Annotated in this window: 24 protein-coding genes; 15 read left to right on the forward strand and 9 right to left on the reverse strand. The window is 73.1% G+C overall.

The window, feature by feature from the left end:
- The 3 genes from Dsi01nite_RS32140 to Dsi01nite_RS32150 form a co-directional block, all read left to right on the forward strand.
- Positions 1-879, forward strand: an 879-nt coding sequence (locus Dsi01nite_RS32140) for a sugar phosphate isomerase/epimerase family protein (RefSeq protein WP_239136326.1), incomplete at its 5' end; no start/stop codon positions are given.
- 19 nt (positions 880-898) lie between these two features.
- Positions 899-2836 carry an ABC1 kinase family protein gene (locus tag Dsi01nite_RS32145; RefSeq protein ID WP_203850072.1) on the forward strand — a complete coding sequence of 646 codons (1938 nt, stop codon included), beginning with the start codon at positions 899-901 and terminating at the stop codon, positions 2834-2836.
- 52 nt (positions 2837-2888) lie between these two features.
- On the forward strand, positions 2889-4280 hold the full coding sequence (locus tag Dsi01nite_RS32150; protein ID WP_203850073.1) for an outer membrane protein assembly factor BamB family protein: 1392 nt from the start codon (positions 2889-2891) through the stop codon (positions 4278-4280).
- On the opposite strand, the gene Dsi01nite_RS32155 is transcribed toward Dsi01nite_RS32150, so the two are convergent.
- The 3 genes from Dsi01nite_RS32155 to Dsi01nite_RS32165 all read right to left on the reverse strand — a co-directional run bounded on the left by Dsi01nite_RS32155 (position 4268) and on the right by Dsi01nite_RS32165 (position 6631).
- Positions 4268-5596, reverse strand: coding sequence for a gluzincin family metallopeptidase (locus Dsi01nite_RS32155; protein WP_203850074.1), 1329 nt, complete (start codon positions 5594-5596; stop codon positions 4268-4270). The genes Dsi01nite_RS32150 and Dsi01nite_RS32155 overlap by 13 nt on opposite strands.
- Before the next feature lie 73 nt (positions 5597-5669).
- Positions 5670-6119, reverse strand: a complete 450-nt coding sequence (locus Dsi01nite_RS32160; RefSeq protein ID WP_203850075.1) for a GNAT family N-acetyltransferase — start codon at positions 6117-6119, stop codon at positions 5670-5672.
- Positions 6120-6202: 83 nt separating this feature from the next.
- On the reverse strand, positions 6203-6631 hold the full coding sequence (locus Dsi01nite_RS32165) for an SRPBCC family protein (protein WP_203850076.1): 429 nt from the start codon (positions 6629-6631) through the stop codon (positions 6203-6205).
- A gap of 106 nt (positions 6632-6737) precedes the next feature.
- Between Dsi01nite_RS32165 and Dsi01nite_RS32170 the strand changes: the two genes are divergently transcribed.
- Together Dsi01nite_RS32170 and Dsi01nite_RS32175 are read left to right on the forward strand one after the other, a co-directional pair.
- Entirely contained in the window at positions 6738-7202 is a 465-nt protein-coding gene (locus Dsi01nite_RS32170; RefSeq protein WP_203850077.1) for a peroxiredoxin, read from the forward strand.
- Between the two features lie 42 nt (positions 7203-7244).
- Positions 7245-7610: a hypothetical protein gene (locus Dsi01nite_RS32175; protein ID WP_203850078.1), complete on the forward strand. Its 366-nt coding sequence runs from the start codon at positions 7245-7247 to the stop codon at positions 7608-7610.
- On the opposite strand, the gene Dsi01nite_RS32180 is transcribed toward Dsi01nite_RS32175, so the two are convergent.
- From Dsi01nite_RS32180 to Dsi01nite_RS32190, 3 genes are all read right to left on the reverse strand, one after another.
- A complete protein-coding gene (locus Dsi01nite_RS32180) occupies positions 7564-8355 on the reverse strand; it encodes a TIM barrel protein (protein ID WP_203850079.1) in 792 nt (263 codons plus the stop codon). The genes Dsi01nite_RS32175 and Dsi01nite_RS32180 overlap by 47 nt on opposite strands.
- Before the next feature lie 64 nt (positions 8356-8419).
- Positions 8420-9850 (reverse strand): cellulose binding domain-containing protein, encoded by a 1431-nt coding sequence (locus tag Dsi01nite_RS32185; RefSeq protein ID WP_203850080.1) that lies wholly within the window; start codon positions 9848-9850, stop codon positions 8420-8422.
- Between the two features lie 9 nt (positions 9851-9859).
- Entirely contained in the window at positions 9860-12187 is a 2328-nt protein-coding gene (locus tag Dsi01nite_RS32190) for a cellulose binding domain-containing protein (protein WP_239136327.1), read from the reverse strand.
- 118 nt (positions 12188-12305) lie between these two features.
- On the opposite strand from Dsi01nite_RS32190, the gene Dsi01nite_RS32195 reads away from it, so the two are divergent.
- Positions 12306-13112 (forward strand): NAD-dependent epimerase/dehydratase family protein, encoded by an 807-nt coding sequence (locus tag Dsi01nite_RS32195; protein WP_203850081.1) that lies wholly within the window; start codon positions 12306-12308, stop codon positions 13110-13112.
- Between the two features lie 52 nt (positions 13113-13164).
- Here the strand turns inward: Dsi01nite_RS32195 and Dsi01nite_RS32200 are convergent, their stop codons facing one another.
- The gene (locus Dsi01nite_RS32200; protein WP_203850082.1) at positions 13165-13971 is read right to left on the reverse strand and encodes an IclR family transcriptional regulator; all 807 of its coding nucleotides are present in this window, start codon (positions 13969-13971) and stop codon (positions 13165-13167) included.
- 118 nt (positions 13972-14089) lie between these two features.
- On the opposite strand from Dsi01nite_RS32200, the gene Dsi01nite_RS32205 reads away from it, so the two are divergent.
- Genes Dsi01nite_RS32205 through Dsi01nite_RS32235 form a run of 7 tightly spaced genes read left to right on the forward strand, consistent with a single transcriptional unit; the run spans position 14090 to position 21984 of the window.
- Positions 14090-15433 (forward strand): sugar ABC transporter substrate-binding protein, encoded by a 1344-nt coding sequence (locus Dsi01nite_RS32205; RefSeq protein WP_239136328.1) that lies wholly within the window; start codon positions 14090-14092, stop codon positions 15431-15433.
- A complete protein-coding gene (locus Dsi01nite_RS32210; RefSeq protein WP_203850083.1) occupies positions 15433-16371 on the forward strand; it encodes a carbohydrate ABC transporter permease in 939 nt (312 codons plus the stop codon). The genes Dsi01nite_RS32205 and Dsi01nite_RS32210 overlap by 1 nt, the downstream gene beginning before the upstream one ends.
- Positions 16368-17228: a carbohydrate ABC transporter permease gene (locus tag Dsi01nite_RS32215; protein ID WP_203850084.1), complete on the forward strand. Its 861-nt coding sequence runs from the start codon at positions 16368-16370 to the stop codon at positions 17226-17228. Before Dsi01nite_RS32210 ends, Dsi01nite_RS32215 begins: the two co-directional genes overlap by 4 nt.
- Before the next feature lie 7 nt (positions 17229-17235).
- On the forward strand, positions 17236-18186 hold the full coding sequence (locus Dsi01nite_RS32220; RefSeq protein WP_239136329.1) for a 5-dehydro-4-deoxyglucarate dehydratase: 951 nt from the start codon (positions 17236-17238) through the stop codon (positions 18184-18186).
- Positions 18183-19406: an enolase C-terminal domain-like protein gene (locus Dsi01nite_RS32225; RefSeq protein ID WP_239136330.1), complete on the forward strand. Its 1224-nt coding sequence runs from the start codon at positions 18183-18185 to the stop codon at positions 19404-19406. The genes Dsi01nite_RS32220 and Dsi01nite_RS32225 overlap by 4 nt, the downstream gene beginning before the upstream one ends.
- Positions 19400-20701: a hypothetical protein gene (locus tag Dsi01nite_RS32230; RefSeq protein WP_203850085.1), complete on the forward strand. Its 1302-nt coding sequence runs from the start codon at positions 19400-19402 to the stop codon at positions 20699-20701. The genes Dsi01nite_RS32225 and Dsi01nite_RS32230 overlap by 7 nt, the downstream gene beginning before the upstream one ends.
- On the forward strand, positions 20698-21984 hold the full coding sequence (locus Dsi01nite_RS32235; RefSeq protein ID WP_203850086.1) for an aldehyde dehydrogenase family protein: 1287 nt from the start codon (positions 20698-20700) through the stop codon (positions 21982-21984). The genes Dsi01nite_RS32230 and Dsi01nite_RS32235 overlap by 4 nt, the downstream gene beginning before the upstream one ends.
- Before the next feature lie 84 nt (positions 21985-22068).
- Here Dsi01nite_RS32235 and Dsi01nite_RS32240 read toward each other — a convergent pair whose 3' ends face one another.
- Positions 22069-23046, reverse strand: coding sequence for an ankyrin repeat domain-containing protein (locus Dsi01nite_RS32240; protein WP_203850087.1), 978 nt, complete (start codon positions 23044-23046; stop codon positions 22069-22071).
- A 223-nt stretch (positions 23047-23269) separates the two neighbouring features.
- On the opposite strand from Dsi01nite_RS32240, the gene Dsi01nite_RS32245 reads away from it, so the two are divergent.
- On the forward strand, positions 23270-24094 hold the full coding sequence (locus Dsi01nite_RS32245; protein ID WP_203850088.1) for an RNA polymerase sigma factor: 825 nt from the start codon (positions 23270-23272) through the stop codon (positions 24092-24094).
- 2 nt (positions 24095-24096) lie between these two features.
- On the opposite strand, the gene Dsi01nite_RS32250 is transcribed toward Dsi01nite_RS32245, so the two are convergent.
- Positions 24097-25146, reverse strand: coding sequence for a LacI family DNA-binding transcriptional regulator (locus Dsi01nite_RS32250; protein WP_203850089.1), 1050 nt, complete (start codon positions 25144-25146; stop codon positions 24097-24099).
- A gap of 143 nt (positions 25147-25289) precedes the next feature.
- Here Dsi01nite_RS32250 and Dsi01nite_RS32255 point away from each other — a divergent pair, with 143 nt between their 5' ends.
- A complete protein-coding gene (locus Dsi01nite_RS32255) occupies positions 25290-26201 on the forward strand; it encodes a carbohydrate ABC transporter permease (protein WP_203850090.1) in 912 nt (303 codons plus the stop codon).

Raw genomic sequence — 26201 nt, forward strand, 5'->3', positions numbered from 1 at the left:
AGCGCTGGAAGTAGGTCACACGTGCACGCACTGGGTGCCAATCCCTGGATCTGGTCCTCGCCGGTCGACGACGCCGTGCTCGCCTGGCTCGTGCCGCGCCTCGCGGCCTGGGGCTTCGACGCGGTCGAGCTGCCGGTCGAACAGGTCGGTGACTGGGACCCGGTGCGCACGGCCGACCTCCTGGCCGGGCACGGCATCCAGGCGGCCGGGGTCTGCGCGGTCACCCCGCCGGGCCGCGACCTGGTGTGCACCGACGCGTCGACCGTCGCGTCGACCCAGGCCTATCTACGGGCCTGTGTCGACGCGGCGGCCGCCGTCGGCGCGCCGTGCGTCGGCGGCCCGGTCTACGCCGCCGTCGGACGGACCTGGCGGATGACCCCCGCCGAGCGGCTGGCCTGCTACGCGGACTTCCGGGCCGGGCTCGCCCCGGTCGCCGACTACGCGGGCGAGCGGGGCGTCAGCATCGGCGTCGAGGCGCTCAACCGGTATGAGACCAGCGTGGTGAACACGATGGCGCAGACCGTCGAGCTCATCGAGGGCCTGCCCGCGAACGTGGGGATCATGCTCGACACGTACCACATGAACATCGAGGAAAAAGATCCCTACGCGGCAGTGGCGGTGGCCGGCCCGCACATCAAGCATGTCCAGGTCAGCGGCACCGATCGCGGCGCGCCCGGCGCCGACCACCTGGACTGGCCGCGGTTCCTCGAGGCCGTCGGGAAGGCCGGGTACACGGGCGCGCTGTGCATCGAGTCGTTCACCGCGGAGAACGCGACGATCGCGACGGCCGCGTCGATCTGGCGGCCCCTGGCCGAGTCCCAGGACCGCCTGGCCCTGGACGGCCTCGCCCACCTGCGGGGGCTCCTAGCCGGGACGTGATCGACTACGGTCGTTGCCCATGGGGAACCTGTCGGTCTGGGCCGCGGTCGTCGTCACGGTGCTGGGGCTGGTGGCCGTCATTGCCGCCGCCGCGCGCCGCCTGCTGGGCGTGCGCTTCGGCCGGATCCGGCTCCTGCTCGCCGGCGTGCTCGCGCTGCTCGTGTCGGGTCCGATCTCGCGCGGCATGGCCGGCTCGGTGCCGCGCGACACCACGTCGACGGCGCCCGTGTGGCTGCTGATCCTGGCCGTCATCGCCTCGCTCCTCGTCGCCATGGTGTTCCTCGTCGTCGCCGAGGCGCTGGTGCCGACCGGCCGGTTCACGCCGCTGCTGTGGCTGCGCGGCCTGCGCGCCAGGTCGCGGCGGACCCGTCGGTACGCGCAGATCGTCGCCATCGCCGTGCGCCACGGCCTCGGCCCGCACCTGCGGGGACGCCGCAGCGCCGCGCCGGCCGCCCGGTCCCTGCGGCTGGCGCTCGAAGAGGGCGGGCTGACGTTCGTGAAGCTCGGCCAGGTCCTGTCCACCCGCCGCGACCTGGTGCCCGGCGAGTTCGTCGAGGAGCTCAGCACCCTGCGGGACCGCGCCACCCCCGTCGCCTGGACCGACGTGCAGGCGGTCCTCGAAGCGGAGTTCGGGGTGCCGCCGGGCGAGCTGTTCGCCTCGATCGAGCCGGAGCCCCTCGCCGCGGCCTCTGTCGCCCAGGTGCACGCCGCCACGCTGCGCTCCGGCGCCGCCGTGGTGGTGAAGGTGCAGCGCCCCGGCATCCGCTCCATTGTGGACCGTGACCTGGACATCGTCGGCCGGCTCGCGGAGACGCTCGAGACACGGACCCGCTGGGGGCGCACCGCCGGCGCGGTCGGTCTCGCCGACGGCTTCGCCCAGGCGGTGCGCGAGGAGCTGGACTTCCGGATCGAGGCGCGCAACCTGGCGGCGGTCGCCGCCGCCGACCCGGACGGCCCGGTGACGTTCCCGGTGCCGGTCCCGGCCCTGTGCACGCAGATGGTCCTGGTGATGAGCCGGCTGGACGGCGTGCCGCTCAGCGGCGCGGCGCCGGTCGTCGCGGCCCGCGGCCTGGACGCCGCCGACCTCGCCCGGACCCTGCTGTTCTGCGTGCTGCGGCAGATCCTGGTCGCCGGGGTCTTCCACGCCGACCCGCACCCCGGCAACGTCCTGCTGCTCACCGACGGCCGGCTCGGGCTGCTCGACTTCGGCTCCGTCGGCCGGCTCGACGGCGGCGTCCGCGAGGCGCTGCAACGGCTGCTGCTGGCCCTGGACCGCGGCGACCCGGCCGGCGCCACCGACGCGCTGCTCGGCGTCGTCGCCCGGCCCGACGAGGTCGACGAGGAACGCCTGGAGCGCTCGCTCGGGCAGTTCATGGCGCGGCACCTCAGCACCGGCGGCGGCACCGACCCGGCGCTGTTCCGCTCGCTGCTGCGCCTCATCGCCGACTACGAGCTGACCGTGCCGCCCGAGGTCGCCGCGGTGTTCCGGGCGCTCACCACGATCGAAGGCGGCCTGGCCGAGCTGGCGCCGGGCTTCGACGTGATGACCGAGGCGCGCGGGTTCGCCAACCGGTACTTCGCCGAACTGTGGCGGCCGGAGACGGTCCGCGAGGCGCTCACCGCGGAGCTCACCACGCTGGTGCCGGTGCTGCGCCGGCTGCCGCGCCGGGTCGACCGGATCGCCTCGGCGCTGGAGCGCGGCCGGCTCGGCGTCAACGTGCGGCTGTTCGCCGACGAACGCGACCGGCGGCACGTCAGCGGGCTGGTGCATCAGGTGCTGCTGACGGTGCTCGGCGGGGTGGCCGGCATCATGGCCGTGATGCTGCTCGGCACCGACGGCGGGCCGCAGGTCACCGCGAACCTGTCGCTGTTCGCGCTGTTCGGCTACAACCTGCTCGCGGTCGCGGCGATCCTCGCGCTGCGGGTCCTCGTCGTCATCTTCCGCACCGACCGCTGAGGCTTGCATAGGGTGGCTAGGGTCGATGGTTCGATCCGGTTTGGGGGAAACCATGGTTCGTCTCGCGCGTTTCCTGCTGTTCGTGGCGCTCATCGTGCCGCTGGTGGGCATCGGCCTGGTGTGGTGGGTCTTGCGCCCGGAGCGGCACGCGCCGTCCGAGCCCGAGGGTGCCAAGCGCGCGCCGAACTGGTCGCAGATGGTGACCGGGACCGGGCCGATCCGGGACGCGATGGCCGTCGGCGACGTGGTGTTGGTGCAGGGTGAGAACACGCTCGTCGCGCTGGACAAGGCGAACGGCCATGAGCGCTGGCAGCGGCCGCTGACCTCCCAGCGGCAGGTGACGGTGCTGGCCGGTGCCGGTGGCGTCGCCGCCTACCTGCGGGAGTCGGTCAAGCTGTATGACCTCGCCACCGGCGAGGAGCGCTTCTCGCAGTCCTTCAACGGCGGCGTGGCCGTCAGCACCTCGACGATGGTGGTCAACGACTGCCCCGCCACGACCACCCAGTGCACGATCACCGCCCGGGACATGACCACCGGCGGCCAGCGGTGGCAGCGCACGTATCCCCGGCCGGCCGGCTGGGGCCTGCCGATGGCCACCGTGGAGCTGCTCGGCACCCCGACGGACCTGGGCGGCAACCGGCGGGCCGAGTCGATGGCGACCAGGGCGGCGGACGTGGTGCTGGTGCGGGAGAGCCACGCCCAGGACGGCACCTGGAAGGTGACGGTCCGCGACATCACCACCGGCGAGCCCATCGGCGGCTTTGCCGTCCCGGACCTCACGACGAGGGTCGTCACCGCCCGCACGATGCTGGCCTGGGACCTGGACGCGGCCGGGTGCGAGGTGACCGTCACGGCATACGACGTGCGGGCCGGCAAGGTCGCCTGGACCGCCACCGCCGGGCAGTGGGACCTTCCGGAACGGCAATGGGGTGACCAGCTGCGGTGCGGGAAGACCGTGTGGACGCCGCCGGTGACGGGCACGACGATGGCGGTGACGACAGCCGGCGGACGACCTCAACTGGTGGATCTCGCCGACGGCGGCGTGCGATGGACCGGCGAGCCGGCCACCCACGTGCTCACCCTCACGGACCGGTGCGTCGTGGCCCGCGACCTCAGCGGCGACTTCGTCGGTCTCGACCCGGCCGACGGGCACCGCCGCTGGGTGTCGCCCGTGCCCACACTCGGTGCCGCCGGTCGGGCGGACGTGGACCGGGTCACCGCGACCGGCGACCGCATGCTGTATCAGTACTACTTCGTGCCCAGCGGCATCGGCGGCAAGGCCCGCAACGTGCTGCGGGCGGTCGACCTCGTCTCCGGCCGGCTGGACTGGATCGCCGACGACGCCGGATGGCTGCTCGGCGCCGGCCCCGGCTGGACGGTGACCGGCTCCGACTCGATCGAGGAACTCGACGGCCCGCGCGAGATCCGGCTCTACGCCGGCTGACCGGTCGCGGCGGCGCGGACCGAGGCGGCGGCGTCCTTCGCGACCGCCGGCCAGTCCGTGCCGAACACCGACCGCGCGGCGGCGTCCAGGGGCCGGTGCCGGCGGACCACCTCGGTGAAGAACGCGAGCAGCTTCGCCTCGCCGTAGCGCTGGACCAGGTAACGCACGGCGAGCAGCGAGATGCCGTAGCGGGCGATCGCGTCGTCGAGGGTGCCGTCCTTGGCCGGCCGGGCCTGGTTGACCGTGCCGTCCCAGCGGCCGCTCGCCACGTAGGTGCGCACCGACGGCAGGTCCTGGCGCAGGATCGCGCCGTCGCCGTCGGCGATGTACTCGGCGATGCCCTCGGTCAGCCAGAAGGTGCCGGCCGGCGGGGCGACGCCGTTGAGGGTCACCACGTGGGCGAACTCGTGGGTCAGCAGCAGCGTCGCGCCGCTGGCGGACCGGACGTCGTGGACGTCGAGGATCACGTCGGTCGCGCCCGGCTGCAGCGGCATGGCGTAGGCGGCGGCGTTGGTGGTGCCGGCGTGGTCGTACCAGCGCTGCCACTGCGCGTCGCCGGCGACGTAGACGAAGTACCGCTGCGGCGGGCCGTCGAACGAGGTGGCGAACCGGTCGTCGGTCGGGGCGGCCGCCTCCGCCGCGCCCAGCACCAGGTCCAGGGTCGCGGGGGAGACCTGGGTGTCGTCGGCCGGTCCGGCGACCGTGACCCGGGCGCCCCGCTTGGCCGTCAGCGTCGCGGTGTCCCAGGGTCGGGTCGTCTGCTCGTACCCGATGAGCTGCAGCCGGCCACGCGCCACCGACCATCGCGTGTCGATGCGCAACTCCACCGGCAGGCAGTCGGCCGCGGCGAAGCAGTAGCCGACGCCGACCACCTGCCGCCACCCGTCGCCGTCGGGTTCGGGGCTGGTGGTCGCGGTCAGGTCCCACCGCCGCACGTCCAGCGCGGTGAGCGAGTCGAACCGCCGGCCGGCCTCGCCCCGCAGGTCCTGCCGGTCCACGGGGATCGCCTGCAGGTAGCCGGCGCGGTCGCCGCGCAGCAGCGCCTCGGACTGCCGGCTGAGGACGGCCCGGATCGCCTCGAGCGGGTCATCGCCCGGCCGGACGAGTGGCCCGGTGAGCGCGATCTCCACCCCGGCGTACGCCGGGGTGGAGAGGAGGACCAGCTGCGACACGAGCACGGCGAAGGCCGTGACGGCGGTCAGCGCCAGCACCACCAGGGCGCCGAGGCGGGGATCGACCCGCCGCCGGCCCGGCGGCACCGGTCGCGACGGCCAGATCGGCGCGGCCGGAGGCGCCGGCAGCTGGGTTGCGGTCATGTCCGGGACGGTAGGCGCGAACCCGTCGCCGTTCCTTGCGGCGGCGGGCATCTGGCGCACTTCCGGGAGGCGGTCAGACCCGCAGCTCGTAGCGACTGACCAGGGTCCGGGTGGCGCCGGTGCGCTGGCCGGGCGCGCCACCGATCTCGACGTCGCCGCGGTGGTGGAAGCCGGCGGCCTCGTAGTAGGCCCGGAGCCGGGGGTTGCCGGCCACGCAGTCGAGCCGCAGCGCCGCGGCGTCCCGGGTCCGGGCCTGTCCGGCGGCCCAGGCCAGGATGGCGTGGCCGGTGCCGGCGGCCCACCGCCGCACCGCCATCCGGTGCACGTAACCCGCCCGGCCCGGCAGGTCGCTCCACAGCGGATCGGACCAGTCCAGGGTCACGGTGCCCGCCGTCCGCCCGCCGGAGCGGACCAGCCAGGTCTCGCCGCGCTCGACGGACGGGGTGACCCAGTCCGCGGCGAAGCGCTGCGGCCACTGCCGGACGCCGGCGGCGGTGAGCCAGGCCGCGGTCTCGTCGAGCACGGTCAGGACGTCCCCGACGTCGGCGGCCGTCGCCCGGACGAACTCGACGCCGCTCGACCTGTCCCGGTGATCCCGGACGGTGCTCAGGACGGGCGCCCCGAGACGCGGCGGTCGAGCTCGGCGAGGACGTCGGGCCAGGCGCCGGCGAACACGTCGCGGGTCTCCGGCGCCGGGAAGCCCTGCTGGGCCAGGCGGACGCGTCCGCCGTCGATCGTGACCTGCACCGTGGTGTCGAATGTGGGCACGCCGCCATACACCGCGGTCACGGCGTATTCGAGGAGGTGCGGGCGGTCCAGTGCCGTGATCGTGCGCTCCTCGCGGAACGCGGGGCCGTCCGGCACCTGGAACGCCACCGACCAGCGGCCACCGACCCGCAGGTCCAGCGAGGAGTCGACGACCCAGTCCGGCCGGTCGCTGTCGTACAGGGCGATGAACGCGTCGAAGACCGCCTCCGGCGCGGCGTCGATGGTCCGTTCGACGCTCAGCGCGTGCACCTCGTCATCATTCGGCATGCCCCCGATGATGGCAGATGTCGGAGTTGCGCTCGTCCCGCGCAGCGAACAGGATGGACCGGCCGGCCGCGGATCTTGGCCCGCGGCGACGGAAAGGGTGGTTGGCATGGACGTCGGCGACATCGTCGAGGACTTCGAGCTGGTGGACGACCAGGGCGTGACCCGGTCGCTGAGCGGGCTGCTCGCGGACGGGCCGGTGGTCCTGTTCTTCTACCCGGCGGCCCTCACCGCCGGCTGCACCGCCGAGGCCTGCCATTTCCGCGACGTGACCACCGAGCTCCGGGCGGTCGGCGGGCACCCGGTGGGCATCAGCGGCGACACCGTCGAGCGGCAGGCCGAGTTCGCCACCAAGCACCGGCTCGGCTACCCGCTGCTGTCCGACCCGGACGGTGTCGTGAAGGCCAAGTTCGGGGTCAAGCGGGGGCCGCTCGGGCTCACCCCGACGGCCCGGGTCACGTTTGTCATCGACACCGATCGCCGGATCCTGGCGGTTGTCAAGAGCGAGATCCGGATGGACGTGCACGCCGACAAGGCCGTCGAGGCGCTGCGAAAGCGGCAGGCCGCCGCCTGACGGACCATTGCGGTTCGCGGAGCGTCGCGCCAGGATCACCGCGTGACGCTGAACTGTTGGCGGTGCCACCGGGGCTCGGCCGCTGACGAGCCGGCGTGCGCGTGGTGCGGCGTCTGGCTCGTCGCCCTCGATCCCGCGCGGGTCCCGGCGCCGGTGCGGTCCCTCCTGGCACCGGCCCGGCGGTGGGGCATCTCCGACGACGTGGTCCGGGTGGACGCGGTCGACGACGCGTCGCCGTTCGAGCTCGACGGGCTCGTCGAGGCGGTCGACGGTGTCGACGTCGACCAGGTCGACGCCTGGCTGTGCGGCCCCGAGGGCGACGCGGCGGATCCGACCAACGAATACGTGGCGGTGAGCGCCCTCATGATGGCGGCGGAACTCGCCCGGTTGCGCCTCGATCCGTGCTGAACCCGGGCTGTGCATGCCCCAGGATCTGCCGCAGCGTGGCGGCCTCCGGCGCGATGAGTGCCGGGTCGTCGCCCGGGACGAACTCGAGCAGCACGTCGATGCCGCCGGGCAGCAGCGCCGCCGCGGCCCGCCAGAGGTCTCCCCGCTCGGCCAGCCGCAGGCGCCGCGTGCCCGGCCACCACGAGAACGCGTGCACCGCCACCACGTGCGGCAGCAGCGTCCCGAGCGTGGCGAGGGCCGCCGCGTCGGGCAGGTCGTTCGGGGGCTGCCAGTACATGGCGGCGTTGGGCCGGTCGACGGCGGCGAGCAGGGCCAGGGCCGACGCCGGGGTGTCGGTGAGGGTGTCGCGGTGGCACTCGAAGGCGACGGTGAGGCCGGGCCCGGCGGCCTCGTCGCAGATCCGCCGGGCCGCGGCGGCGACGGCGGCGCGCTGCCGCGGTGACGCGTCCGCGGAGCCGGTGGTGCCCGCCCAGACGCGGATGCGCGGCGCGCCGAGCGCCACGGCGGCCGCGACGGTGCCCGCCGCGTCCGCTGGGTCGGTGCAGCGGTAGTAGCTGCCGTACGCGGCGACCGCCAGCCCGGCGTCGCGGGTCCGGACCCCGACGGCCGCGGCGACGGCGGGTGCCGAGGGCGGGACGTGATGGTCGCCGGCCCACTCGATCGCGGTGAGGCCCGCCGCGGCGGCGACCGCGACGACGTCCGCCGCCGGGTGCCGGCGCATCGTCACCGAACACAGGCCGATCATGTTGGCTCCTCGTCATTCTGTGTGGAGGTGCCGGCCGGCCCGGCCGGCACCTCCTGACCGGCTGTTATGGGGTCACGGCGATGTTCGTCAGACCCCGCACGGCGTTGCTCACCGTGTTGGACGCGTAGACCACGTTCGGGTCGGCGGCGCACTTCGACGTCGACGTCACGTTGATCGCGTAGTCACCGGCGCCGCCGAGGTCGGAGCGGTTGCCGCGCCAGATGTTGCCGCAGCCGTTGGCGAACGACGGTGTGGTGCTCGGGTTGTGGGTCTCGTAGCCGTTGGCGAACGTGCCCGGCGAGCGGAACGTGCCGGTGTTGTTCTCGATGACGTAGCCGATGCCCTTCGCGTCGATCCACGAGTCGGCGGAGTTCTGGCCGGAGACGCCCTGCCCGTCGAAGGTGTTGCCGCGGATCACGCCGTTGAACGTGCCCTCCTTGACGTCGATGGCCTCCGCGGCGACGTTCGGGCCGATCCGGTTGTTCAGCACCTGGACCCGGTCGGACCGGTCGGCGCCGCCGCTGTTGCCGTGGCAGCCCCAGTTCGAGTTGGCCGAGCCGATGTACACACCCTCGCCGTATCCGGGCTGCACGAGGCCGGTCCGCTCGATGCGCGAGTTCTGGATGACGCTGTCGGCCGACGACCGGCGGAAGTGCACCGCCTCGTCCTCGACGTCGTGCACCCACACGCCGTCGATGGTGGTGTGGTGCGAGTTGTCGGCGACGATGCCCTTCTTGGACTCCGCGACGGTGAACCCGACGAGGTTCCAGTACGGGGCGTCGGCCAGCCACAGGCCGTAGCCGGAGTCCCAGCCCGGGGTCGGTGCCGGGCAGCTCGGCGCGGTCCCGGACGGTCCGTCGTTGATGAGGACGGCGCCGGCCGGGCCGGTGAGCGTGATGCGCTGGGCCGCGGTGCCGTCGGCGGTGGCGACGAACGACCCACGGTAGGTCCCGGCCGCCAGCCGGATCGTCTGCCCGGGCCGGGCGGCGGCGAGGGCCTGCTGCAGTTGCGCGGCGGTGGCGACGTCGACGACCGGCCCGGTGGGCGGCGGGGACGACGGTGGCGGCGAGGACGGTGGCGTCGACGAGGGCGGGGGCGAGGACGGCGGGATGCCGCCTCCACACGGCCGGCCGCCGATGGTGCAGTTGGTGGGGACACCGAGGCCGGACACGTTGAACCCGAACGTCTCCGTGGCGCCCGGCGCGATGTCGCCGTTGTAGCCGGCGTTGGTGAACCTGTGGTGCTGCCCGGTGCTGGTGCGCACCGAGCTCCACGAGCTGCTCACGGTCGAGCCGGCCGGCAGGTCGAACTCGACGGTCCACGCCGTGGACGCGGCGTCGCCGGTGTTGCGGATGGCGTACTGGGCGCCGTACCCGGAGCTCCAGGTCGACGTCTGGCTGAACGTGGCGGTGAGTTGTGGTGCGGCGGCGTAGGCGACACCGCCGAGGGCCACCACGGTGGCGGCGCTCAGGGCCGCGATGACGAGTCTTCGCATGGGGGCCTCCTAGCAGGTCGAGCCGTTGACGCGGCAGTTGATGGGCAGCCCCGTGCCGGCCGCGTTGAAGCCGAACGTGGCGGACTTGCCGGGTTTGATCGCGCCGTTGTAGGTGGCGTTGGTGAACGTGTGGTGCTGGCCGCTGCTGGTGCGCACGGAGCTCCACGAGTTCGACACGGTCGTGCCCGACGGCAGGTCGAACTCGACCTTCCAGCCGGTGGTGGCGGTCGTGCAGCGGTTGGTGAGGGTGTACTCGGCGCCGTAGCCGCTCGACCAGGTCGACGTCCGCGCGAACGTGACCGCCAGACAGCCGGCGGCCGGCGCGCTGGACGACGTGGACGGCGACACCGACGTGGAAGGCGACGCCGATGCGGAGGTTGACGGCGACGCGGACCTCGACGTCGATGGCGACGGCGTCACCGGTGTCGTGGTCAGGGAGCGCAGGAACAGCGACGCGGCGGCGTCCGTGCGCGACGCGTCCACGCCGTGCCCGCCGGTGTAGTCCCGCTGCTCGTTGCCGGCCCAGTCGGCGATCGGTACCCCGCCCGCGTCGAGGTGCTGCCAGCCGCTGCCGTTCCAGCCGAACTGGTACACCCGCTGCGCGTCGGCGTAGAACGGGGTGAACGCGGCGCCGGCGGTGACCTGCTTGCGCATCGTGTTGTGGAAGAAGACGTTGCGCGGCCCGGACGAGCCGGACCACTTGACGGCCTTCTTGCCGGCGGCCCACCAGATCGGGAACCACGTCGAGGCGTCGACCCCGCCGCCGCCCTCCTCGCCGCAGTTGGTGGTGCAGTTGGCGGAGCGGTGCTCGAACGGCACGGTGACGGTGTTGTTCTCGAAGAGGTTGTTGCGCTCCCAGCCGCCGTGCAGGTTGAGGTCGGAGTCGAAGTCGTTGCCGATGACGACGTTGCCGGACGCGGACCACTGGAAGGTGAAGTGGCGCAGGTTGCGTGAGGTGTTGCCGGCGTACAGGGAGTCCCAGACGCGGGAGCCGCGGAAGTAGCCGTTGCCGCCCTTGCCCTTGTTCCAGGCGCCGTCCAGGGTGTTGCCGACGATCTGCAGGTGGTAGGCCTCCTCGGTGACGATCGGGTGGGAGCCGGTCAGCTCCGCGCGCACGCCGCTGACCCAGGAGTCCGCCGCCCACTTGAACACGATGCCGTGCATTTCCTGGGCCGGTGCCATGTTGCCGTAGTTGTGCACCGTGGCCGCCCGGTCCAGCCCCGGGACGTCCTGGGTGAAGGCGAGGTTCTCGAAGCCGACGCCGACGACGGGGTCGACGATCGGGGAGACCTTCGAGGCGTAGGCGGCCGACCCGATCGGCGCCGAACCGTCCGATGTGGAGTCGACCGGCACGTCGAACTCCAGGGGCTTGTTGAGCGTCACCGTCCGGTTGGTGGAGTCGACGGCGGTGACGGTGAAGATCTGCTGCCGCATGTGCTGGTCCAGCAGGGTGCCGTCGGCCGGGGTGATGTTCTGCTGGGCGTAGAACGCGACGGTGTTGGCGGCCCGGACGTTGACCAGGCCGCCGACCGTCAGGTTGGCGAGGGAGCCGGAGCTGGCCAGATAGACGGTGGTGTCGCCGGTGCGGCCCGCGAACCCCGCGTCGCCGGGCTTGGCGCGCAGCGCGACCCCGACCTTCCAATGGACGTTGACGGTGCCCTCGAAGATGTCCTTGCGGTTGGCGGGTGCGGCGGCGTAGTCGGCGGTGTAGGCGGAGTGCACGCCGCGGGACTGCACCCGGAACAGGCCGCGGCCGGGCCACAGCCACCCGCCCTTGCCCTGCCCCGAGGTCATCCCGTCCTCGTCCCAGTCCGAGCCGTCCTCGGTCAGGGTGTCGTAGGCGGTGTTCGCGTCCGGCCGGTAGACGAACTGAGTGCCGCCGGGGGCCGAGCCGGCGCCGCGCAGCACGAGGTAGTCGGCGTCGACGTGGATCTCGCGGGAGACGTTGAGCGTGCCGGCCGGCAGTGCCAGCAGGCTGAGCTTCGCGTACGACGCGGACGGGCTGCAGGCCGCCTTCAGCGCGTCGATCGCGGCCTGGACGCCCGCGGTGTCGTCGGCGCCGTCGCCGGGCCGCACGCCGTACTGGCTGTCGAGCTCGGCGGGGGTGACCTGGCAGTTCGGGTCCGGGTTGACCTGGCCGGCGCCGGGCAGGTCGGCGCCGCCGCGGTATCCGGCCCGGCTCCAGTCGTAGAGCCCGGAGACGGCCGGCCGCCGGTTCGCGGCGGACAGGTCCAGACCGGTGTTCACCTCGGCGTTCGAGGTCTGTGCGAGGTACACGACGCCCGCCGACGCGAGCATGACGGCTGCTGCGGGCAGCACCACGGATCTTCGGAACATTGCTACCTCCCGGGCTTAACAGCTTGGCAATGCGCTAGTAAACTGAACTCGGTCCAGCAGGTCAATAGATGTCTGTCATTTAGGTAGCTGTCCACGTATGTAGACGGAGGCGACGCGGGTGCGGCGCATACTCATCACGGGTGGATCGGGCAAGGTGGCGGCGCTGCTGCGGCCCCGTCTGGCCCGCCCCGGCAGGACCCTGCGGCTGCTCGACCTCCGCCCACCCGACCCGGTCGCCGGCGGGGAGTTCGTCGTCGCGGGTGTCGAGGACCTAGACGCGCTGACCCTGGCGTGCAAGGACGTCGACGCCGTCGTACACCTCGGCGGGCTGGCGAAGGAGGACGCTCAGGACAACGTGCTGCGGGTCAACGTCGCCGGCACGCTCAACGTCCTGGAGGCGGCCAGGCTGGCGGGGGTGCGCCGGGTCGTGCTCGCGTCGTCCAGTCACGCGGCTGGGTTCACCGAGGTGGTGGGCCGCACCGAGGTGCCCGCGGACGTGCCCGGCCGGCCCGACACGCTGTACGGCTGGAGCAAGGTCGCCGGCGAGGCCGCCGGGCGGCTCTACGCGGACCGGTTCGGCATGGACGTGCTCTGTCCGCGGATCGGCATGTGGACCGCGGTGCCGCCGTCGCCGCGGGGGCTCGCCATGTGGCTGTCGCCGGACGACGGCGCGCGGCTGGTCGAGGCGTGCCTGACCGCGCCGGCGCCGGGATTCCGGCTGCTGTGGGGGATCAGCCGCAACACCCGGCGGTGGGCCTCGCTGGCCGAGGGCGAGGCGATCGGCTATGACCCGCGGGACGACGCGGAGGTGTTCGTGGACGACCTCGGGGCGCGCGAGCTGGATCTGGACCTGGACCCCGCGATGCGCCGGGCCGGCGGTGCCTGGTGCGAGATCCCGCTCGGGGTGGCGTCGAACCAGCGGTAGTTGACCTTGGAGACTTTGGCACGCCCTGACGTGTCAAAGTCTCCAAGGTCAATCAGCGGATGCCCTCGCGGCGCAGGGTCGCCACCAGGATGGCGGTGTGGCGGAGCAGAGCGGCCGCGACCCGCTCGACCTCGTCGTCGTCGGCCAGCTTCGCCGGCATCGAGCAGCTGATCGCGTCGGTCGCCGGGATCCGGTAGTCCAGCGGCACGGCCACGCAGGCCACGCCCTCGGTGCCCTGCTCGTGCTCGACCGCCCAGCCGCGGGCCCGGGTCCGGTCCAGCTCGGCGAAGAGCTCGTCCCGGTCGGTGATCGTGCGCCCGGTCAGCGCCTCCAGCTGCGCGGGCAGCACCGCGTCGACCTCGTCGCGGGTCAGGCAGGACAGCAGGCACTGGCCGAGCGCGGTCACGTGGGCCGGCAGGCGGCGCCCGACCCGCGGCACGACGCTGGCGCCACCACGGGACTCGCGGCTGGCGAGATACAGCACGTGCGCGTCGTTGCGGCGGGCGTAGTGCATCGTGAAGCCGAGCTCGGCGCGCAGGTCTTCCAGGGTCTCGTAGGCGAACGGCAGGGCCGGGTCGCGATCGAGATACGCGGTGCCGGACAGCAGGGCGTGCGGGCCGACCCCGAATGCCGAGCCGGTCGCGTCGGCCTCGACCCACTTCATCTCGCGCAGCGTGCGGATCAGCGCGTGCAGGCTGGAGCGCGGGTAGCCCATCTTCTCCTGCAGCTCGGCCAGGGTGAGCCGGGTCGGCGAGGCGGCCAGGACCTCCAGGATCCGCACGGTGCGCTCGGCCGACTTGACCGTCGCCGTCTCGGCCGAGCCCTGATCCTCGCTCGCAGAGCGCCGCTTGCCCGCCATGACGATCACCGTTTCCCTCGGCCGACGTGTTGACGGTCATGATACAGGACGTTAACTTGTCCCTGCACGCCTTCACATGAACGGACAGCGTCCATATATGTAGACAGGAGGCAAGGCAGTGTCTGGACGGAACCCCACGGTCAGACGTGTTGCCACACTCGCGCTCACCGGCCTGCTCATGGGTTCGGTCGCCGCCTGCGGTGGCGACGCGGCACCCGCCGCCAAGCAGGATCCGGGCTCCCAGCTTGAGATCTGGATCCGCAAGCCACCAGGCTCCAACACCGAGAAGACCGCCAAGGAACTCGCCGCCAAATTCACCGAGCGCTCCGGTGTCCCCACCCACGTCACCGCGCTCTTCGACGACTTCGAGACCAAGCTGCAGCAGGCCGCCGCGCAGAAGCAGCTCCCCGACATCGTCATCAACGACAGCGCCCAGCTCGGCACGCTCGTCAAGCAGGGCATCGTGCGGGAGGTCGACCGCGCCGCCATCGACGGTCAGGACAAGCTCACCCCCGCGTCCTGGGACGCCGCGAAGGGCGCGGACGGCAAGTTCTACGGCGTGCCCAACAGCGCGCAGTCCTTCGCCCTGTTCATCCGCAAGGACTGGCGGGAGAAGGTCGGCCTGCCCGTGCCGAAGACCTGGGCCGAGCTCGACGCCCTCGCCGGCGCGTTCACCACCAAGGACCCCGACGGCAACGGCAAGGCCGACACCTACGGCTACACCGTGCCCGGCTCGACCAAGCGCGGCTACATGTCGTGGTACTTCACCAGTTTCCTGTGGGCCGCCGGCGGCGACTACTTCACCGGGCCGGCCGGAAAGCTCAAGCCGGCCATCGCCGGCGAGAAGTCCGTCGCCGCGGTCGAGTGGTTCAAGGCCCAGTTCTGCACGGCGAAGACCGTGGCGCCCGGCGCGGTGACGATGGAGACCACCCAGGCGCACCCCGTGTTCGAGACGGGCAAGGCCGGCATCTACTTCACCGGGCCCTACAACATGGGCCGCTTCGACAAGAACCTCGGCGCCGACAAGTACGAGGTGGTGCCCGCCCCCGCCGGACCCGGCGGCACGGCCGCGTCCCTGGCCGAGGGGGAGAACGTCTACCTGATGGCCGGTTCGAAGAACCAGGCCGGGCAGGAGAAGTTCGCCGAGTTCGCCATCTCGGTCGACGGCCAGACCATCGGCATGGCCGGCGACACCGACGGCAACATCGTCCGGCTTCCCGTCAACTCGCAGGTGACGCTGTCCTCGGTGCGCAAGGACACCCGCTGGGACGTGTTCGACAAGGTCTACAAGGAGTCCGGCCGATACACCCCGGTCGTGCCCGACTGGAACCCGTTCCGCCAGGCGTCCGCCGAGACCATCAACGCCGTCGTCGCCAACTGCGGCTCCGACCCCAAGCAGGAGCTGACGAAGCTCGCCGCGACGTTCCAGCAGGAACTCACCAAGCAGGGCGTGGCGGGCTGATGACGCTCGTCGCTTCACCCAGGGTGGGTGCGCGCGGCGCACCCACCCCCGCGCCGTCCAGCAAACGGCGCCGCCGCCGCGGAAGCCTCGTCGCGTGGGCGTTCCTCGCCCCTGCCCTGATCCTGTTCACCCTGTTCAAGTTCGTGCCGATGGCCCGCGCGATCGGGATGAGCTTCCACGAGGTCCGGCCGTATCTCGGCGACCGGTGGGTCGGCACCGACAACTACCGCGAGGTCGTCACCAACGACGCGTTCCTGTCCGCGATCGGGCACACCGTCGTGCTCGCCATCGGCCAGACCGCCGGCTCGATCATCCTCGGCCTGATCCTCGCCCTGCTCGTCGAGGGGCAGGCCAAGAGCCTCTGGTTCGTGCGGACCGCGGTGTTCCTGCCGACCGTCGCCGCGATGGCCGTCGTCGCCGAGGTGTGGCGGATCCTGTACTACCCGGCTCCGGACGGCGCGATCAACAGCGTCCTGGGCTGGGTGGGTGTCGGCCCGTCGCAGTTCCTCAACTCGCAGGACACGTCGCTGTGGTCGGTCATGGCCGTCGGCATCTGGCGGGGCGCGCCCTACGACATGATGATCTTCATTGCCGGCCTGGCCGGTGTCGACCGGACCCTGTACGAGGCGTCCTCAGTGGACGGTGCGAGCGCCTGGCGCCGGCTGTGGCACGTCACCCTGCCGTCGCTGCGGGCCGTCTTCGCGATCCTGTTCACCCTCGCCGCCATCCGCGGGATGCGGGTCTTCACCGAGATCTTCCTGCTCACCAACGGCGGCCCCAACGGATCCACCGAGGTGCTCATGACCCTCATCTACAAGCTCGGCCTGGAGCGCAACGAGCTCGGCGTCGCCGCCGCCGGCTCCGTGGTGCTGCTGCTGTCCACCGTGGTCCTCACCCTCGCGGTGCAGTCCGCCCGGGCCCGCAGGGGGCGGCGATGAGACACGACACCGCCCTCGGGTTCACCGAGCTCAAAGGCCCGCTCGCACGCACGGTGCGGTTCGTGGTGTACACCGCGCTGGTCCTCGTGTTCGCCGGGCCGCTGCTCGCCCTGCTCGTCAGCGCGTTCAGCCCCGTGCACGACCCGACCAGCCTCACCCTGCTGCCGAGCCGGCTGACCCTGGACAACTTCCGCGCCGCGATCCGCCGCGACGTGCTCACGTATCTGCTCAACTCGTTCATCGTCGTCGGCGGTGGCCTGCTGCTGCAGGTGCTGGTCAGCGTGTCCGCCGCCTACGCCCTGGCCCGCAAGCAGTTCCCCGGCGCCCGGCTGGTGTTCCTGCTGATCCTGTCCACGATGATGCTGCCCGAGGAGATCCTCGCGATCCCGCTGTCGCTGGTCCTGGCCGACGTCCCGGTCGTCCACGTCAACCTCGTCGGCTCGCTCGTCGGCATGATCGTCCCGGTCGGCGCCTGGGCGTTCTCGATCCTGGTCATGTCGGAGTTCATGCGCGAGATCCCGATGGAGCTGGAGGAGGCCGCCCGCCTCGACGGCGCCGGCGACCTGCGCATCTTCTGGTCCGTGGTGCTGCCGCTGTGCCGGCCGGCGCTCGGCGTCATCGGCATCTTCGGCTTCACGATGATCTGGGACCAGTACATGCTGCCGCTGCTCGTCGCGCAGGACGCCGCCCAGTTCACCCTCCCGCTCGCGCTCCGCAGCCTGCGCAGCGACGAGCAGGTCGGCGTCGGGGTCCTGCTCGCCGCGTCGCTGCTGGCCCTGCTGCCGTCGGTGCTCGCGTTCCTGGCGTTCCAGCGCCAGTTCATGCGCGGACTCACGTCGGGCGCCGTCAAAGGATGAGTCGTCAATGTCGAAAGGACCCGTGCTGATGCACCTCCAAGGCCTGCTGTCGTTTCCGCTGACCCCGTTCACCGAGGACGGCAAGGTGAACCTCGCCGTGTTCGCCGAGCACGTCGAGCAGCAGGTGGCCGCCGGCCCGAGCGCCCTCTTCGTCGCCTGCGGCACCGGCGAGTTCACCAGCCTGTCCCCGCAGGAGTACCGCGACGTCGTGACCACCGCCGCGCAGGTCGCCGCCGGCCGGGTGCCGGTGTTCGCCGGCACCGGCGGCGGCGCGCAGATGGCCCGCGACTTCGCCGCCGCGGCCGCCGAGTCCGGCGCCGACGGGCTGCTGCTCCTGCCGCCGTACCTGGTGAGCTCCACGCCGGCGGGGCTGGTGGAGCACGTCCGGTTCGTGGCCGAGAGCACCCCGCTGCCGATCACCGTCTACCAGCGGGCCAACGCGGTGCTCGACCAGGCCGCCGCGGTCGCGCTGCTCGACCTGCCGACGGTCGCCGGGATCAAGGACGGCCGGGGCGACGTCAGCGCGATGCTCGGCCTGGTCACCGCGATCCGGACCAGCGGCCACCCGCGGGCCGCCTCGTTCGGGTTCCTCAACGGGCTGCCGACCGCGGAGCTGTCCGTGCAGGCGTACCGCTCGATCGGCGTGGAGAGCTACTCCTCGGCCGTGCTGTGCTTCGCCCCGGACATCGCCACCGCCTTCTACGAGGCGGTCCGCGCCGGCGACGCGAACGCCGTGCAGACTCTGCTCGCCGCGTTCTACCTGCCGTTCGTGGCGCTGCGCGACCAGGTGCCCGGCTACGCCGTGGCGCTGGTCAAGGCCGGCGCGCGGCTCGCAGGCCTGGACATGGGTCCGGTCCGGCCGCCGCTGGTGGACGCCAGCGCGGCCCACGTGGAGCGGCTCGCCGAGATCCTCGCCGCGGGCCGGTCGGCGCTGCGGGACCTGCGGGCGGCGGCGTGAGGATCGTCGCGGCGGTGGTGACGCCGGTCGCGTTCCCGGATCCGCCGCTGCTCAACTCCGCCGGCGTGCACGAGCCGTGGGCGCTGCGCACGATCGTCGAGCTCGACTGCGGCGACGGGCTCGTCGGCCTGGGGGAGACGTTCGGCGACGCGCCGCACCTGGACCGGGTCCGCCGGGCCGCGGCCGCCCTGGTCGGCACCGACCCGTTCGACCTCGCCGCGGTGCGCCGCGCGGTCGCGGGCGATCACACCCCACGCGCCGACGGCCAGGACCCGGTGGCGAGGGTGTTCGCGCCGTTCGAGGTCGCGTGCCTGGACGTCCAGGCCCGCGCCGCCGGGCAGCCGGTGCACGCCCTGCTCGGCGGGAAGGTCCGCGACCGGGTCGCGTTCTGCGCCTACCTGTTCTACAAGTGGGCCGCGCATCCCGGCGGCGACCCGGACGGCTTCGGGGCGGCGCTCGACCCGGACGGGCTCGTCGCGCAGGCGCGGCTGCTCGTGGACCGGCACGGCTTCGGCTCCATCAAGCTCAAGGGCGGCGTGTTCGAGCCCGCCGCCGAGGTCGAGGCGATCCAGGCGCTGCGGGCCGCGTTCCCCGACCACCCGCTGCGCCTCGACCCGAACTGCGCCTGGACCACCGGCACGTCGGCGAAGGTCGCCGCGGCCACCGCGGAGCTCCTGGAGTATCTGGAGGACCCGACGCCCGGCATCGAGGGCATGGCCGAGGTCGCCCGCGCCGCACGGATGCCCCTCGCCACCAACATGTGCGTCGTGCGGACCGGGCACCTGCGGCCGGCGTTCACGCAGGGCGCGGTCGGCGTGGTCCTCGCCGACCACCACTACTGGGGCGGGCTGCGCGCCTGCGCCGACCTGGCCGCGGTGTGCCGGGCCTGGGGCGTCGGCGTGTCCATGCACTCCAACAGCCACCTCGGCATCAGCCTCGCCGCCATGGCCCAGCTCGGCGCGGCCCTGCCGGAGCTCACCTACGCCGCCGACACCCACACCCCGTGGCAGGACGGCGTCGACGTGGTCACCGAACCACTGTCCATCGTGGACGGCGCGGTCACGGTGCCGGACACGCCGGGGCTGGGCGTGACCCTCGACCGGGACCGGCTCGGGCGGCTGCACGAGCAGTACGAGCGCTGCGGGATCCGGGTCCGCGACGACACCGCCTACATGCGCACCGTCGATCCGTCGTTCCGGAAGCTGCGGCCGCGATGGTGACCCTGACCGGCCACGCCTACTGCTGGGACGTGCTCGGCGACCCGGCCTTTCCCGACCGGGCCGCCGGACTCGGCCTCGACACCGTCGCCCTCGCCGCGGCCTATCACAGTGTCCGCGCCGCCACCCCGCTGCACCCGCGGCACCGGATCGTCGAGGCGGCGCACTCGGCGCTGTACCGGCCGGTGCGGGACGCCGCATGGCGCGGCCGGCGGCTCACTCCGCTCGCACCCGGCTTCCTCGACGCGCCGGATCCGGTGGGCGCCGCCGCCGCGGCCCTGCGCTCCCGTGGCCTCGGGGTGACGGCATGGGTGGTCCTGACGCACAACACCCGGCTCGGCAGCGCGTTTCCGGACGTGGCGGTCGTCAACTGCTTCGGCGACCGGTACCCGTATGCGCTGTGTCCATCGTGGACGGAGGTGCGCGACTACGCGGCGCTGCTCACCGCAGAGGCGGTCCGGGACGTCGCGCTGGACGGGGTGTCGCTCGAGTCGTGCGGGCAGATGGGGGTCGCGCACGCGGGCCACCACGACAAGACCGCCGGCACCTGGGATCCGGATGAACAGCGGCGGCTGTCGGTCTGCTGCTGTCCCGCGTGCCGGCGCGCGTGGGCGGCCGAGGGCGCCGACCCTGACCGGATCGCCGACCAGCTCCGGCATGGGCCGTTGCGGCCCGACGACGCGGCGGTCGTCCTCGGCGTCCGGCTGCGGGCCGCCGCCGCGATGCGGGAGCAGTGCACCGCCGCCGCGGGCGGCCTCCCGGTGCTGCTGCACGCCTCGCCGGACCCGTGGGCCACCGGTCCTTCCCCCGGACACGCCGTCACGGGCCGGCTGCTGCTGAACGCCTGGGCCGGCCTGCCCGCCAGGTTCGCGGACACCGCGGCGACCGCGACGGTCCACGCCTACGTGACCGCGCTGGCCGACCTCGACCTGCCGGCGCACGTCCGGGCCCTGGTCGCGGCCGGCGCGGCCGGCATCAACCTGTATCACCTCGGGCTCGCCTCCGAGACCGTCTGGCGGACCCTGCACACCACCGCCGAGACGCTGGTCTCCCGCGACGCATCTCGGAGCCCGCATGCCTCTGCCGAGACGCTTGCCTCCCGCGACGCGCCTGGGAGCCCGCACGTTACCGCCGAGACGCTTGCCTCCCGCGACGCGCCTGGGAGCCCGCACGCCTCTGCCGAGACGCCGGTTTCTCGCGACGCGCCTCGGAGCCCGCACGCCTCTGCCGAGACGCCGGCCTCTCGCGACGCGCCTCGGAGCCCGTACACCTTTGCCGAGACGCTGGAGAAGCCGTGAGCAACACCTGGGACGCTGACCGCCGCCGCGCCGCGCTGCACGCCCTCGCCGACGCCCTGACCGGCGCCCGCGACCGGATCCTGCCGGTCGCCGCCGCCGAGACCGGCCTCGCCGAGGCGCGGCTCACCGCCGAACTGGAGCGGACCACCGGCCAGCTCCGGCTGCTCGCCGACCGCATCGCCACCGCCGGCGCCGCGGTCGTCGCGCCCGCCGCCGCGGCCGGCGGCGCCGACGTCGTGCTGGTCCGCGTGCCGATCGGGCCGGTCGCGGTGTTCGCCGCGTCGAACTTCCCCCTCGCCTTCGGGGTGCTCGGCGGCGACACCGCCGCCGCCCTCGCGGCCGGCTGCCCCGTCGTCGTCAAGGCACACCCGGCCCAGCCGCGCACCGCCGACCTGCTCGCCGGCCTCGCCGCCGCGGTCCTGCCCGAGGGCGTGTTCCGGCTCGTCCACGGCGGCGTCGACGCCTCCCTCGCGCTGGTGCGCGATCCGGCGATCCGTGCGGTCGCCTTCACCGGCTCGCCGACCGGCGGGCGGGCGCTCATGGACGCCGCCGCCGCCCGCCCCGACCCGATCCCCGTGTTCGCGGAGATGGGCTCGCTGAACCCGGTCTTCGTCCTGCCGTCGGCGCTGCCGGACCCCAGATGGCCGGACGCGCTCGCCGCCGCGGTCACCGGCTCGGCCGGGCAGCTGTGCACCAAACCCGGGCTCGTCGTCGTGCCGCCCACCGCCGACGGCTTCGTCGCGGCGTTCGGCGCCTCGGTCGCCGCGGCCGGCCCGTTCGACCGGATGCTGACCGCCGCGATGGCCGACGCCCACGCGCGGTGGCTGACCCGCGCGGCCGGCCTCGGCGTGGTGACCGGCGGGGCGTCACCCCGGCACGCGTTCACCGTCGAGGTCGGCGCGCTCGCCGGTGAACTGCTCGAAGAGCACTTCGGTCCGGCGGCCGTCGTCGTGCGTACCCCCGCGGAACGCTATGGCGAGATCGCCGCCGCCCTGCCCGGTTCGCTCACCGCGACCGTCCTCGCCGCACCCGATGACGAGCTGCTGCCCGGGTTGCTGGCCGACCTGGTGCCGCTCGCCGGCCGGATCGTCCTCAACGGCGTGCCGACCGGCGTGGCCGTCTGCGACGCGACGCACCACGGCGGGCCGTGGCCGGCGACCTCGAACCCGCTGCACACCTCGGTCGGCACCCGCGCCGTCGACCGCTTCCTGCGCCCCGTCGCCCTGCAGGGCTTCCCACCCGAACTGGCGGCCGCCGGTCAGGTATCCAGGACGTTCATGTAGACCGCGTTCAGGATCTTCCATCCGTCCGCGGTCCTGATGAGGTGCAGCTACACGGCGGCCGTGTCGTCCATGCCCGTTCGTCCTTCAGGGTTTCGTCGTCACCGTGGGTTTCACGGATCGCACCGGCACGGTGCCGGCGCACAGCGCGCGGATCCGGGCGAGCAGGGCGACGACCAGCGGTGCCGTCCCGAAGTCCCACGATCCGCCGTCCCAGTAGTGGGAGCGCTGCTGGAAGAACAGGCACGCCCGCAGCACGTCGACGTCGCCGGGGAGCTCGCCGGTGCGCTCCCAGTGGCGCTGGACCGGGACCGCCAGCTCGGACAGTCCCGCCGACCCGCCGTGCAGGTCGTAGCCGTTGTACGTGTGCGCGAACGTCACCAGTTCCGGGAAGCCGGCGTGCTCGTCGGGGACGCGTACCGCCGCCGCATCGGCAACCGCGTGCAACCGCACCTCCCGCGCGGTGACCTCGTGTCGCTCGGCGAACACGTCGACGAACAGCCTGGTGCCGGGCCCGTCGGGTTCGAGCCGGAGCTCGAAGCGGCCGTGCAGCCCCGGCACCGGGAACACCATCCGCGGCTCGTCGAGCTCCAGCAGCACGTCGAGCTCCGGCAGCCGCAGCGCGTGCTCGTCGACCAGGTGTCCCGCCCGGGCCCGGATGACGGCGTGGAGATACACCTGGATGCGGCGCAGCGTCTCGGCCGGCACGTCGGCCCGCCGGGGTGGCTCGAGAGCGCCGAGCAGGTGCGCGTGGTTGCCGCGCCGGGCCAGGTCGACGGGGCGCTCACCGGCGGCGGTGCGCAACCCGAGCCAGGCGCCGAGCCCGACGAGCCGCTCGACGACCTCCAGGGCCGCGCCCGCGTGCGCCGCCTGGTGCAGCGGCGCGAACCACGAGGTGCCACCGGGACGGACCGAGTTGACCAGGCCCGGCTCGGCGTCGAGGACCGCGAACACCGCTGGCCAGTCGTACCGTTTCGCGCAGTCGGCCAGCCGCTGCCGCACCAGCACCTGCGGCGACGTCGGCGACGTCACCCGGGTCGTGCCGTCCCACCTCTGCTCGGCCATTGACGCATCATGCCGCACCCGCCGGCTCCGGTCGCCCGTCGCTGGCCCGCTCGCCGACACCGGCACGACCATCAACGACGACCCCACCGCCGGTTCCTGCTCGTGGCGGTGCTTCCGGGAGCGCCCTGAAAAGTGTTATCCGGCCGGTGGGTTCCCGGTCTGTAGCACCCGAAGGGCCGCCCGGTGGGCGGCCGTGCCGAGGTGCGAGCGCGGGGAGCGGGCAGTGAGTGCACCGGAACGACGGGATGACGAGCTCGTGGCGGCGGTCCGCGCCGGCGAGCGGGGCGCGATGCGTGCGCTGGCCGCGCGCTATCTGCCGCTGGTGTACACGGTGGTGGGCCGGGCCGCGGAGCCTGGCCTGGACGTCGACGGCATCGTCCGGGAGACCATGGCCGGACTGGTGGCCGGGGTTCCGACGCTGCGTGAGCCGACGCGGCTGCGCGCCTGGGTGGTCACGATCGCCGTGCGGCACCTCGCCGACGCCCGCCGGCAGCGGCCGACCCCGGGGGACCGGCGCACCGACCCGGCCGCCGTCGGTGGGCTCGTCCTGCTGCGGCAGGCGCTGACCCGCGAGCAGCGGGAGGTGGCGGAGGCGACCCGGTGGCTGGATCCGCCGTACCGGGACCTGTTGTCGCTGTGGTGGCTGGAGGTCGGCGGGCACCTGAGCCGGTTCGACGTGGCCGCCGCGGTCGCGCTGCCGGTGCCGCACGTGGCGGTCCGCGTGCAGCGCATGCGCGAACAGCTGGACACGGCCCGGCGGGTGGTCGGTGTGCTGCGCGGCCGCCCGGCCTGCGACGACCTGCCGGCACTGGTGGCGGGCTGGGATGGGCAGCCGGATCCGTTGTGGCGCAAGCGGATCGGCCGGCACCTGCGCGGCTGCCACGGCTGCGCGGAGCGGGTCGGCGGCCGGCTGGTCCCACCGGAGCGCCTGCTCGCGGGCCTGCCGCCGCTCGTCCCGCCGGACCTGGCCGCGGCGCACGGCGCGCCGGGCGCCACCACCGCTGTTCCCCAGGCGCCGGCCACCTCGAGGTGGCCGGCGACCGGGTGAGATCAGGGCCGTCTGAAGGCCGCGGCGCCGACGGTGGAGGCACGGACCCGCAGCTGGCACTCGATCCGGATCAGCTCGTGCTGCTGGGCCTCGCCGTCGATCGCGGCCAGGAGCCGTTGACCGGCGACCAGGCCCATCTCCAGCAGCGGCAGCGCGACCGTGGTCAGCGGGGGTCGCTGGTGCACGGCGAGGGACCGGTCGTCGAATCCGACCACCGCGACGTCGCCGGGGATGCTCAGGCCGCGTTCGTGGATCGCGGCCAGCGCGCCGGTGGCCAGGTCGTCGCTGGCGCAGAAGATCGCGTCGGGGGGCTGGGCCGCGGCGAGCATGGCGTCGGCGAGCGCGAAGCCGTCCTCCGGGGCCCAGGACGGCGCGTGCCGGACGAACGCCGGGTCGAGCGGGACACCGGCGGCGCGCATGGCGTCGGTGAGACCTTCGAGGCGGTCGGCGGTCACCTCCCAGGACGCGGGCCCGTTGATGAAGCCGATCCGGCGCCGGCCGATCTCGATGAGGTGCTCGGCGGCGAGGACGGCGCCGCCGCGGTCGTCGGGCAGGATGCTGGGCACGGCCTGGCCGACGCCGTACTCGTACAGGAAGACGTAGGGCGTGTCCGGCAGCGGCAGGGCCGGTCCGGTCCGTGGGCGGACCCGGTTGCCGGACATGATGATCAGCCCGTCCACCTGGCGGTCGAGCAGCCGGCGCAGGTGTTTGCGCTCCCGTTCCGGGTCGCCGTAGCTGTTGGCCAACAGCACCGAGACGTCGTAGGTCGAGGCGGCGTCCTCTACCCCGCGCATCAGGGCGTTGGTGAAGATACCCTCGAGGTCGTCGGTCAGAATGGCGATGGTGCCGGTGTGCCGGGAGCGCAGCCCGCGGGCGACGGTGTTGGGCCGGTAGCCGAGCCGGGTGATCGTGTCGAGCACCCGCTGGCGGACCTCGGCGCCGACGTCCGGGCGGTCGTTGAGCACCTTCGACACGGTGGCGGTCGAGACCTTGGCCACGGAAGCGACGTCACGCATGGTGACGCGGGCGGCCGCGCTGCGCGGGCTGCTCACGAGGGGCGCTCCTAATCGATTACGTGAATGTTGGCGTACGGGACACTAGCAGAAAGTCCTGCTGACACTATTGACACGGATCGGACGCGCGGTTGTAACGTGCACTCCACGAAATCGATTACGTAACTCGCGAAGGAGTGGCGATGGCGGTACCCGTCCTGACCGGGCGCAGGCGGCGCGGCTCTATGGCGCGCCGTCAACGCATGGGCCTGCTGTTCGTGGCACCGGCCGTGCTGCTCGTGCTCGGCATGTTCGTCCTGCCGATCATCGTGACGGCTGTGATGTCGTTCTACGACTGGTCGCTGCTCGGCGAGCGGCGGTTCGTCGGCCTGGCCAACTACCGCCGGCTCACCGGCGACGACTCCTTCTGGCACAGCCTCGGCTTCACCACCGTGTACACGGTGATCGTCACCGCGGCGCTGCTCGTGGTCGGCTTCGCCCTCGCCTCGGCGGTTCGCCACCGCAGGCGCGGCGTGGGGCTGCTGCGCACCGCGTTCGTCATGCCGGTCGTCATCGGGTTCGCCACCGCCAGCTACCTGACGCTGTGGCTGCTGGACGACCGCATCGGCATCGTGCCCGACCTGCTGCGCCGGACCGGCCTGGCCGACGGCAACGTGTCGGTCTTCAGCTCCTACCCGTCGGCGCTGACCGTGGTCGTGCTGCTGGTCGTGTGGAAGACCGTCGGGCTGACGATGCTGCTGCTGATGACCGGCATGCAGGCGATCTCGAAGGACTTCTACGAGGCCGCGCAGGTCGACGGTGCCCGCCGGATCCGGGTGTTCTTCTCCATCACGCTGCCGCTGCTGCGGCCCACGGTCGGGCTGGTGCTGATCCTGACCGTGATCGGCAGCTACCTGGCGTTCGACCAGTTCTTCATCCTGACCCAGGGCGGCCCGGACAACAGCACGATCCCGGTGGTGTACCTGATCTACCGGGCCGGGTTCATCGACTTCAACCTCGGCTACTCCGCCGCGATGTCGATCGCGCTCATGGTCATCCTGCTCATCCTCACGAGCATCCAGCTGCTGCTCGTGCGCACCCGGGAGGACTCGTGA

This window comes from Dactylosporangium siamense (genome assembly GCF_016862795.1).
Taxonomy (GTDB): Bacteria; Actinomycetota; Actinomycetes; order Mycobacteriales; family Micromonosporaceae; genus Dactylosporangium; species Dactylosporangium siamense.

Bases quoted from the DNA above. Each gene is read 5' to 3' on its own strand.
- Dsi01nite_RS32145 (WP_203850072.1), top strand. From the start codon at position 899: ATGGGGAACCTGTCGGTCTGGGCCGCGGTCGTCGTCACGGTGCTGGGG.
- Dsi01nite_RS32150 (WP_203850073.1), top strand. From the start codon at position 2,889: ATGGTTCGTCTCGCGCGTTTCCTGCTGTTCGTGGCGCTCATCGTGCCG.
- Dsi01nite_RS32155 (WP_203850074.1), bottom strand. From the start codon at position 5,596: ATGACCGCAACCCAGCTGCCGGCGCCTCCGGCCGCGCCGATCTGGCCG.
- Dsi01nite_RS32165 (WP_203850076.1), bottom strand. From the start codon at position 6,631: ATGCCGAATGATGACGAGGTGCACGCGCTGAGCGTCGAACGGACCATC.
- Dsi01nite_RS32170 (WP_203850077.1), top strand. From the start codon at position 6,738: ATGGACGTCGGCGACATCGTCGAGGACTTCGAGCTGGTGGACGACCAG.
- Dsi01nite_RS32180 (WP_203850079.1), bottom strand. From the start codon at position 8,355: ATGATCGGCCTGTGTTCGGTGACGATGCGCCGGCACCCGGCGGCGGAC.
- Dsi01nite_RS32185 (WP_203850080.1), bottom strand. From the start codon at position 9,850: ATGCGAAGACTCGTCATCGCGGCCCTGAGCGCCGCCACCGTGGTGGCC.
- Dsi01nite_RS32190 (WP_239136327.1), bottom strand. From the start codon at position 12,187: ATGTTCCGAAGATCCGTGGTGCTGCCCGCAGCAGCCGTCATGCTCGCG.
- Dsi01nite_RS32200 (WP_203850082.1), bottom strand. From the start codon at position 13,971: ATGGCGGGCAAGCGGCGCTCTGCGAGCGAGGATCAGGGCTCGGCCGAG.
- Dsi01nite_RS32210 (WP_203850083.1), top strand. From the start codon at position 15,433: ATGACGCTCGTCGCTTCACCCAGGGTGGGTGCGCGCGGCGCACCCACC.
- Dsi01nite_RS32215 (WP_203850084.1), top strand. From the start codon at position 16,368: ATGAGACACGACACCGCCCTCGGGTTCACCGAGCTCAAAGGCCCGCTC.
- Dsi01nite_RS32220 (WP_239136329.1), top strand. From the start codon at position 17,236: ATGTCGAAAGGACCCGTGCTGATGCACCTCCAAGGCCTGCTGTCGTTT.
- Dsi01nite_RS32230 (WP_203850085.1), top strand. From the start codon at position 19,400: ATGGTGACCCTGACCGGCCACGCCTACTGCTGGGACGTGCTCGGCGAC.
- Dsi01nite_RS32240 (WP_203850087.1), bottom strand. From the start codon at position 23,046: ATGGCCGAGCAGAGGTGGGACGGCACGACCCGGGTGACGTCGCCGACG.
- Dsi01nite_RS32255 (WP_203850090.1), top strand. From the start codon at position 25,290: ATGGCGGTACCCGTCCTGACCGGGCGCAGGCGGCGCGGCTCTATGGCG.